This is a genomic window from Pseudomonas sp. TJI-51, assembly GCF_000190455.2.
GTDB classification, from domain to species: Bacteria; Pseudomonadota; Gammaproteobacteria; order Pseudomonadales; family Pseudomonadaceae; genus Aquipseudomonas; species Aquipseudomonas juntendi.
In genome coordinates, this window is sequence record NZ_AEWE02000184.1 from 1 (window position 1) to 9,000 (window position 9,000).

Genomic DNA, 9,000 nt, shown 5'->3' on the forward strand with positions numbered 1-9,000 from the left:
AGCTCGCGATGCGCCGCGCGGGCGGCGCTCGATCTCCCAAACCCTGAAGATGCCGCGCCGAGTGATGCCATCGGCAAGCCCCTAGAATCTCCCAAAACGGCCCAGCCGGTAAGCCGCCAGCTCGGCCCCGCCAGCCCGCTCGGCCAAACGCCCCACCCATTGCGCCGTGACCGCCGCCTGGGTCAACCCCAGGTGTTGGTGCCCGAACGCCAACAGCACCCGCCCGTCACACACACGGTCGATCACCGGCAGTGAATCGGGCAGCGAAGGCCGAAAGCCCATCCACGGCGTGGCGCCTTCAACACTCAGCTCTTGCTGAAACAAGCCTTTGCTCAAGCGGTGCAACTGCCACGCCCGCTGCATGCTCGGCGGCGCCTCCAGCCCGGCGAACTCCACCGTGCCCGCCAGGCGCAGGCCTTCGGCCATGGGGGTCATGATGAACTTGCGCTCCAGCGAAGTGACCGCAAAGGGCAGGCGCTGGTGTTCGCCAGGCAGCATCAGGTGGTAGCCACGCTCGGTGTCCAGCGGCACCCGTTTGCCGGTCAGGGCCGCGGTGAGCCGTGCCGAATGCGCACCGCAACTGAGCAGCACCTGGCGGGCGTTGAACGTGCCCTGGGCGCTGGCCAGGCTGACCCCGCCGCTGTGCAGGTGGCCACCCTCCACCTGCGCTTGTACAAAGCGCACGCCGCTGGCCTTGGCCGCCTCGAACAACGCGCAGACCACCCGGTAGGGGTCGATGAAATGCCCGGTCCTGGGGAAAAACAACCCGCCAAGCAACGCCTCGCTCAGCTGGGGCGCGGCTGCGCGTACGGCGTGTGCCGACCAGTAATCCACGGGCACGGCCTGCTGTTGCAGGCGCGCCTGCAACGCCGCCAGCGCCTGCCGTGATTCGGGGCGCTCGAACACCAGCAGCGAGCCCGCTGCGTGAAACAGCTCGCTGCGCCCGATCGAGCCCAGCAGCTGTTGCCAGGCCCCCAGGCTGGCTTCGTTCAACCGGCGAATGCCAGCCACGCTGCGCTGGAACGGCGCTGGGCGCAGATTAAGCAGCAGCCGGAAGAACCACGGCATGGCCTTGGGCAGGTACTTCCAGTCCAGCCGCAGCGGGCCCATGGGGTCGAGCAGCATGCGTGGCAGGCGCTTGAGGATCGACAGGTCGGCAATCGGGAACACTTGCTCGGTCGCCAGGTGCCCGGCATTGCCGAACGAGGCGCCATGGCCGGGCGCCTGGCGGTCGAGTAGGGTGACCCGGCGGCCCTGACGGGCCAGTTGCAGGGCGCAGGCGACGCCGACGATGCCGGCGCCCACCACGGCGATATCGATTTCAGCGGTTTCGTGCATGCTCAGCCTTCCCGTTTACCGTCCAGCAGGCGCCGCAGTTGCAGCGGGTTGGCCTGTTGCAGGGCCTGTGGCAGCAGCGCATCGGGGAAGTCCTGGTAGCACACCGGGCGTAGGAAACGCAGGATCGCCGCTGTACCCACCGAAGTGGTCCGCGCATCGGTGGTGGCCGGGAACGGGCCGCCATGCACCATGGCATCACACACCTCGACCCCGGTCGGCCAGCCGTTGACCAACAGCCGCCCGGCCTTGCGTTCCAAGGTGGGCAGCAGGGCGCGGGCGCTGTCGATGTCGGCTTCGTCCAGGTGCAGGGTGGCGGTCAATTGGCCCTCCAGGTGCTCGGCAACCTGGCGCATTTGCTCATCGCTGCTGCAGGCGACCAGCAACGAGGCCGCGCCGAATACCTCGCCCTGCAACGCCGGGTCGGCAAGGAAGGCCTCGGCCTGGGTGACGAACAGTTGCGCCTGGCACTGGTTAGGGCCGGTGCCGCCCTGGCCGCTGGCCACGGGCTGGGCATTGGCGTTTTCCGCCAGGGCCGCGACGCCGGCCTGGTACGCACTGAAAATGCCCGGGGTGAGCATGGTTTGCGCGGCCGCCTGTTGCAGGTGGTGGCTGGCCTCACTGATGAAACGCTGCAAGGCCGGGCCTTGGCGGGCGATCACCAGGCCCGGGTTGGTGCAGAACTGGCCGGCGCCCTGGGTCAGCGACGCGACAAAGCCTTGCGCCAGTGCTTCGCCGCGGGCTTGCAGGGCCGCGTTGCACAGGAACACCGGGTTGATCGAACTCATTTCGGCATACACCGGGATCGGCTGCGGGCGTGCCTGGGCAGCCTGGCGCAGCGCCATGCCACCGCTGCGCGAGCCGGTGAAGCCAACCGCCTGGATGCGCGGGTCGCTGACCAGCGCGATGCCGACTTCATGGCCGGCGCCGTACAGCAGCGAGAACACGCCTTCTGGCAAGCCGCACTGTTGCGCCGCCTGCGCCAGGGCCTGGCCGACCAGTTCGCTGGTGCCAGGGTGCGCGCTGTGGGCCTTGACCACGACCGGGCAGCCTGCAGCCAATGCCGAGGCGGTGTCACCGCCGGCCACCGAGAAGGCCAAGGGGAAGTTGCTGGCGCCGAACACGGCCACCGGCCCCAAGGCCACTTGGCGCTGGCGCAGGTCGCTGCGCGGCAGCGGCTGGCGTTCGGGCAGGGCTTGGTCGATGCGCACATCCAGCCATTCACCGGCGCGCACGACACGGGCGAAGGTGCGCAGCTGGGTGCAGGTACGGCCGCGTTCGCCCTGGATGCGCGCCTTGGGCAGGCCGGTTTCGGCCACGGCCCGGTCGATCAGGGCATCGCCCAGCGCTTCGATCTGCGCGGCGATGGTTTCGAGAAAGTGGGCCCGTTGTTCGAGCGAGGTTTCGCGGTAGGCATCGAACGCCGCCCAGGCCAGGGCGCACGCTTGGGCCACCTGTTCGCCGCTACCGCCGAAGTAGGGTGGTTCCAGCGCCTGGCCGGTTGCCGGGTTGACGGCGTGGATCGCCGCGCGGCTGCCGGTTACCGGGGTGTGGCCGATCAGCAGGTTGCCTGTAAGGTTCATGGAGCCTCCTTGGGGAATCAGGTGCATGTAGCAAGGCAAAACGTGCCCCTGTAGGAGCGGCCTTGTGTCGCGATTGGGCTGCGCAGCAGCCCCAAGGGTTGCGCGCAGACGCATGAATTGCCGGGGCTGCTGTGCAGCCCGATCGCGACACAAGGCCGCTCCTACAAGAGACCGCGCAGGCCATACGTCAGGCCAGGTTCTGCTCGGCCGACCAGCTGGCGTACCAGGTGCGGAACAGGGCGTACTGCTGCTCGGCATAGTTGCGCTGGGCGTCGGTCAGGGCGTCGGTCTCGTTGAAATGCAGGCTGTACTCGCGATCGCCGTTGAGCACCATCAAATGCTTGTAGTACAGCACCAGGTCGCAGCCTTCATCGAACGACGACAGCACCGCCAACGCCGCTTCCAGCTCACGCGCCAGGCGGCGGGCGCGGGCGTCGCCCTTGGCCGCCTGCTTGCTCAGGCTTACCAGTTGCAGCACTTCACGCGGCAGGGCGTTGCCGATGCCGGTGATGGCACCGGTGGCGTTGCAGTTGACGAAGCCATGCACCACCTGGGTATCGACGCCGACCATCAGGGTCACGTCATCGTCCTTGGAGGTGATGTGTTCGGCGGCGTAGCGCAGGTCGGCGCCACCGCCGAACTCCTTGAAACCGATCAGGTTGGGGTATGCGCTGCGCAGTTCGAAGAACAGGTCGGCGCGGGTGGCAAAGCCGTAGTAGGGGCTGTTGTAGATCACGGCCGGCAGCTTCGGTGCCGCGGCGAGAATGGCCGAGAAGTGGTGTTTTTGCGCGATCAGCGAGGCGCCGCGGCTAAGCACGCGGGGGATGACCATCAGCCCGGCGGCGCCAACCTTGGCCGCGTGGGCGGCATGCGCCACCGCCTCGCGGGTGTTCACCGCGCCAGTGCCGACGATGGTCGGGATGCCGGCGCCCACCAGGCGTGCCACGCCTTCCTGGCGCTGGGCCTCGGTCAGCAGCGGCCAGTCGCCCATCGAGCCGCAGTACACCACGGCGCTCATGCCGGCATCGATCAGTTCACGGCCTTTGCGCACCAGCGCGTCGAAGTCCGGCTTGCGCTCGGCGGTGCACGGGGTCATCAGGGCGGGCATGGTGCCGGTGAAGATGTTGTTGTTCATGCAAGTTACTCCTGGCGAAATTCGGGTGGGTCAAAAGGCGGGGTTCAGATGCCCCAGGCGAATGGGTCCTGTTCGTCGATCAGCAGGGTGCTGTCGGCGGTCATGTAGGCGCGGCCGGTGATGAACGGGCGAATCCGCTCGCCGTCGCGCTGGTAGTGGCCCTGGAACTGGCTGCCGGTGATGCTGGCCTGCACCCAGGTCTGGCCCTCGGCCAGCTTGCCGTCGGCCGCCAGGCAGGCCAGCTTGGCGCTGGTGCCGGTGCCGCAGGGCGAGCGGTCGTAGGCCTTGCCGGGGCACATCACGAAGTTGCGGCTGTCGGCGTCGGCGTCGTCGGCAAACAGCTCGACGTGGTCGATGGGCGCGCCGTGCTCGCCGGTAATGCCTTGCGCTTGCAGGGCGTTGAGCATGGCCCAGGTGTACGCGGTCAGGGCCTCGCGGTTATCCAGTTCAATGCGCTGGCCGTGTTCGGCAACCAGGAAGAACCAGTTGCCACCCCAGGCGATGTCGCCATGCACCACGCCATGCCCGGGTACGTGCACCGCCACGTGCTGGCGGTAGCGGTAGGCGGGCACGTTGGCGACAGTGACGGCGCCGTCTTCATGCAAGGTGGCGCTGACCTGGCCGACCGGGGTGTCGATCTTGTGCACGCCGGGTGCGATCAGGCCCAGGTGCTGCAGTGAAGCGACCAGGCCGATGGTGCCGTGGCCGCACATGTTCAGGTAACCGGCGTTGTTGAAGAAGATCACCCCGCAGGTGGCGTCGGCAGACACTGGCGGGCAGTACAGCGCGCCCACCAGCACATCGTTGCCGCGTGGCTCCAGCAGGCAGGCGCGGCGCCACGGGTCGTGCAGCTCGCGCAGTTCGTCGCGCTGCTCGGCCATGCTGCGGCCATGCAGTTGCGGGAAGCCCTGCATCACCAGGCGGGTAGGCTCGCCGCCGGTGTGGGAGTCGATGACGTGTATCTGTTTCATGGGCCTGTCCCTGTTTGATCTGTATGGTCATGTGCTGCTGGTGCGGGCCTCATCGCTGGCAAGCCAGCTCCCACAGGTAAAGCCCTTCACCGCGCCAGTGCAGCCGAGCGCGGGTCTGTCAGGGGCTCATGGCTGGCTTCGCTTTCGTCCTCGCCTTCCAGGCGTACCAGGTGGGCAGGCACGCCGGTAGCGGCACCCCAGTAGTAGATGCCCAGCGCACTCACAGCCACCGCCACCGTGTCGAGTGGGTGGCCAAGCACGCCCACGCCGCCGAAGCTGCCCAGCCAGGACAGCAGGATGGTCACCGCGTAGAAGCCGATCAGCCATGCCGAGCTGCGCACTTGTTGGGCCAGGGTCAGGTGCTGGGTCGGTACGAAGCGTTTGCACACCAGGTACAGCACGAACATCACGATTTGCAGGGCCAGCAGCCAGGACACGGTGTTCCAGCCCGACCAGTACACGATCAGTGCGGCGATGATGAACGACAGGGGGCCCAGCACCGCCATGCCCTTGACCCGGAACGGGCGCGGCATCTCGGGGGCGTTGCGGCGCAGCGCGGCGACACTGACCGGGGCCACGGCATAGCTCAGCACCAGGGCTGCGGACACCACGTTGATCAGCGCCTCCCACGACGGGAAGGGCAGGGTCCAGAACACCGACAGCGCGAAGGTCAGCCACAGCGCCGGGCGCGGGATGCCGGACTCGGCGTCGATACGGGTGAAGTAGCGGAAGAAGGTGCCGGTTTGCGCCCAGCCATAGATCACCCGTGGGGTGGCGTTCATGTAGATGTTGCCGCAGCCACTGGGCGAGATCACGGCGTCGGCCACCACCAGGTAGGCCAGCCAGCCCACCCCCAGTGCCAGGGCGATATCACGGTAGGGCAGGGCCAGTTCCTTGGTTACGCTGGCCCAGCCGTTGGCCAGCATTTCGGTGGGTACGCTGCCGAGGAAGGCCAGTTGCAGCAGGGCGTAGATGGCGGTGGACAGCAGCACCGACAGGATCAGTGCGATCGGGATGGTGCGCTGTGGGTTCTTCACTTCGCTGGCCACCGAAATGATCGGTGTCAGGCCAAGGTAGGCGAAGATGATGCCACCGGCCGATACGGCCATCTCCACGCCAGACAAACCGAAGGGGGCAAAGCCTTGCACGGTGAAGTTCTGCGGCTTGAAGAAGGTGAACAGCACGCCGATCCCCAGCAGCGGCACGATGAACTTGAACACGCTGATCAGGTTGTTGGCCTTGGCAAAGGTTTTCACGCTGCGGTAGTTGAGGAAGAAGAACAGCCCCAGCAAGGCGAACTGCACCAGCCAGCCAAGCACGGTGGGGTCACTGGAGCCGGCCTTGGTCAGTTCGGGAAACCAGGCGGCAGCATATTGGCGCGAGGCGACCACCTCGATGGCGATCAGGCTGGAGAAGGCGATCAGGGTGATGAAGCCCATCAGGTAGCCCAGCAGCGGGCCGTGCGAGTACACCGGGTAGCGCACCACGCCACCGGCGCGGGGCAGGGCGGCGCCCAGTTCGCAGTACACGATGCCCAGCAGCAGCACGGCGAAGCCGCCGAGGAACCAGGAGAGAATGCCGGCCGGGCCGGCGATGGCCGCAACGTGGCTGGCGGCGAACAGCCAACCGGAGCCGAAAATGGCGCCGAGGCCGATGAAGGTGAGGTCCAGCAGCGATAACTGTTTCTTGAATTTGCCTGACATGGGTTCGCCTTTTTGTTGGTTATTGGATAGGCAGGTCTGATGTCACCAGGTGCGGCTTTCGGGCCGCGTTCTTGTAGGGCTTGGGCGGCTTGCGTGGGGCATAGAATGGGCCGATCGGGGCGGCGGTTCTTGATGGTTTTCTGCAAGGGGCATGACGAAATCGGCACAGTTGGGAAAAAGCAGTGGTCAGCCACAAGGGTGGGGAATAGGCTGTAGGCCATACCGTATAAGGGCTGTAGGTATGTGTGAGTAGTGCCGGCCTCTTCGCGGGCTCGCCCGCTCCCACAGGTACAGCACAGGATTCGGGAATTGTGAGGTACCTGTGGGAGCGGGCATGCCCGCGAAAGGGCCGACAAAGCCAACAGAGATTGAGCAGATGACCGACACCCCCCTGGCAGCCCTCTACCACTCCCTGGACCAGCACCGTCCCGCCTCCCTCGAGGCCCTGCTGGCCGGTGTCTCGCTGCTGCTGCCGATCCTCGACGCCATCCCCAACGCTGCGATTTTCATCAAGGACCCGGCCGCCCGCTACGTGCTGGCCAACAACACCTTGGTCCAGCGCTGTGGCCTGAAGCGCCTGCAACCGTTGCTGGGCAAGACCAGCGCCGAAGTGTTTCCGGCGCAGCTCGGCCCCGGCTACACCGAACAGGACCGCCGCGTGCTCAAGGAGGGCCTGGTGCTGGAAGACCAGCTGGAGCTGCACCTGTACGGCAGCCGCGAGCCAGGCTGGTGCCTGACCCACAAGCGCCCGTTGTACAGCCAGGCGGGCGAGATCATTGGCCTGGTCGGCATCTCGGTCGACCTGCAGTCAGCGGCCGACAGCCACCCTGCGTACCAGCGCCTGGCCGCGGTGGACGAACATATCCGCCAGCATTTTCACCAGCCCATAAGCATGCGCGAGCTGACCCGCATCGCGGGCATTTCGGTGGCCCAGCTGGAGCGCTATTGCAAGCGGGTGTTCCACCTCACGCCACGGCAGATGATCCACAAGGCGCGCCTGGAGCACGCCCATCGCTTGCTGCATTCAGAATTGCCGATCACCGAGGTGGCCATGTGCTGCGGCTACACCGACCACAGCGCCTTCAGCCGCCAGTTCAAGCAACTGACCGGCTTCACGCCGCGCCAATACCGCCAGGCGACCAGCGATCAGCCCGCCTGAAACAGTGCCTGCGCCTCGGCAAAGCACTGCTCGGCAATGGCCGAACGTGGCTCGCTGCGGCGCAGCAGCAGGCCGACCGGGCTATGGATGGCGGCGTCGGCCACCGGCAGGATGCGCAAGTGCTCGCTGAGGTCTTCCAGGCCGCAGTCCAGTGGCATGATCGCGCAGCACATGCCGGTGTTGATGGCCTGAATCAGTTGGAAGCTCGAATCGCTTTCCAGCACCGCATTGGGCTCCAGGCCACGGCTGCGAAAGCTCAGGTCCAGTGACTGGCGGTAGTGCATGCCTTTGCTCAGCAACCCCAGCGGAATGTCGCCGAGTTCGTCCCAGCGCAAGCTGTCGCTGGCAAACCGGAAGTGCCGGGTGTCATGCAGCAGGCCCATGGTGGTGATGCCCAGCTCGATCACTTCGAAGAAGCTGGTGTTGACCTGGTCCAGGTAGCAGATGCCCAGATCGAGCTGGTTGCGGCTAAGGCCGTCGATGACCTGTTCCGAGCTCAGCGAACTGAGCTGGAAGTGCAGCTCCGGGTATTTTTCCCGCAGCGGCAGCAGCAGGTGCATGGGGTTGAAACTGGCCAGCGGCACCGTGCCCAGGCGCAGGCTGCCGACCACCTGGCCACGGCAGCTGGCGGCTTCGGCCTGCAGGCCGTCGTGGGCGGCCAGCAGGGTGCGCGCCCAGGCCAGGATGCGCTCACCGGCTTCGGTGAAGCCCTCGAAGCGCTGGCCACGTTTGACCAGTACCAGGTCCAGTTCGTCTTCCAGGTTGCGCAGGCGCATGGACAGCGTCGGCTGGGTGATATGGCAGAGCGCCGCCGCCTGGCCGAAGTGGCGGGTCTGGTCGAGGGCGATGAGGAACTTGAGCTGCTTGATGTCCATGGAAGTGCCTGGGATGCGGGGTGTGTTGACCTTAACCAACTCTGCGGTGGCTGGCCATTGTTAGATGCTGCCTGGGCGGGCCCTGTCGCTGGCAAGCCAGCTTCCGCTGGGATCGCGTCAGGGCTGACAGGTGTTTGTCAAAAGAAATGCAGGGCCGGTGAGATCGAGCGCCGCCCGCGCGGCGCAATCGCGAGCTGCGCTCGCTCCTACGTTTGTTTCGGGCCAGTAACCCCTGTGAC

The 9,000-nt window shown here is 66.4% G+C and carries 7 protein-coding genes; 1 reads left to right on the top strand and 6 read right to left on the bottom strand.

All coding sequences use genetic code 11. The features are described 5' to 3' along the window. Positions 1–81: 81 nt before the first annotated feature. The 5 genes from G1E_RS26550 to G1E_RS26570 all read right to left on the bottom strand — a co-directional run bounded on the left by G1E_RS26550 (position 82) and on the right by G1E_RS26570 (position 6,727). Positions 82–1,338: an FAD-binding oxidoreductase gene (locus tag G1E_RS26550; RefSeq protein ID WP_047150277.1), complete on the bottom strand. Its 1,257-nt coding sequence runs from the start codon at positions 1,336–1,338 to the stop codon at positions 82–84. Between the two features lie 2 nt (positions 1,339–1,340). Next, positions 1,341–2,918, bottom strand: a complete 1,578-nt coding sequence (locus G1E_RS26555; RefSeq protein ID WP_047150278.1) for an aldehyde dehydrogenase (NADP(+)) — start codon at positions 2,916–2,918, stop codon at positions 1,341–1,343. A gap of 187 nt (positions 2,919–3,105) precedes the next feature. Next, positions 3,106–4,053, bottom strand: a complete 948-nt coding sequence (locus tag G1E_RS26560; protein ID WP_009683314.1) for a dihydrodipicolinate synthase family protein — start codon at positions 4,051–4,053, stop codon at positions 3,106–3,108. Between the two features lie 44 nt (positions 4,054–4,097). Continuing rightward, entirely contained in the window at positions 4,098–5,024 is a 927-nt protein-coding gene (locus G1E_RS26565; protein ID WP_009683315.1) for a 4-hydroxyproline epimerase, read from the bottom strand. Between the two features lie 86 nt (positions 5,025–5,110). Beyond that, the gene (locus G1E_RS26570) at positions 5,111–6,727 is read right to left on the bottom strand and encodes an APC family permease (RefSeq protein WP_009683316.1); all 1,617 of its coding nucleotides are present in this window, start codon (positions 6,725–6,727) and stop codon (positions 5,111–5,113) included. 376 nt (positions 6,728–7,103) lie between these two features. Between G1E_RS26570 and G1E_RS26575 the strand changes: the two genes are divergently transcribed. Further along, on the top strand, positions 7,104–7,886 hold the full coding sequence (locus G1E_RS26575) for an AraC family transcriptional regulator (RefSeq protein WP_047150279.1): 783 nt from the start codon (positions 7,104–7,106) through the stop codon (positions 7,884–7,886). Here the strand turns inward: G1E_RS26575 and G1E_RS26580 are convergent. After that, positions 7,874–8,761: a LysR family transcriptional regulator gene (locus tag G1E_RS26580; RefSeq protein WP_047150280.1), complete on the bottom strand. Its 888-nt coding sequence runs from the start codon at positions 8,759–8,761 to the stop codon at positions 7,874–7,876. The two genes, G1E_RS26575 and G1E_RS26580, sit on opposite strands and share 13 nt — an antisense overlap. Between the last annotated feature and the right edge of the window lie 239 nt (positions 8,762–9,000).

What these genes read in the sequence shown, in the direction of transcription:
- G1E_RS26550 (WP_047150277.1), bottom strand. Translation starts at nt 1,338, where the DNA reads ATGCACGAAACCGCTGAAATCGATATCGCCGTGGTGGGCGCCGGCATC.
- G1E_RS26555 (WP_047150278.1), bottom strand. Translation starts at nt 2,918, where the DNA reads ATGAACCTTACAGGCAACCTGCTGATCGGCCACACCCCGGTAACCGGC.
- G1E_RS26560 (WP_009683314.1), bottom strand. Translation starts at nt 4,053, where the DNA reads ATGAACAACAACATCTTCACCGGCACCATGCCCGCCCTGATGACCCCG.
- G1E_RS26565 (WP_009683315.1), bottom strand. Translation starts at nt 5,024, where the DNA reads ATGAAACAGATACACGTCATCGACTCCCACACCGGCGGCGAGCCTACC.
- G1E_RS26570 (WP_009683316.1), bottom strand. Translation starts at nt 6,727, where the DNA reads ATGTCAGGCAAATTCAAGAAACAGTTATCGCTGCTGGACCTCACCTTC.
- G1E_RS26575 (WP_047150279.1), top strand. Translation starts at nt 7,104, where the DNA reads ATGACCGACACCCCCCTGGCAGCCCTCTACCACTCCCTGGACCAGCAC.
- G1E_RS26580 (WP_047150280.1), bottom strand. Translation starts at nt 8,761, where the DNA reads ATGGACATCAAGCAGCTCAAGTTCCTCATCGCCCTCGACCAGACCCGC.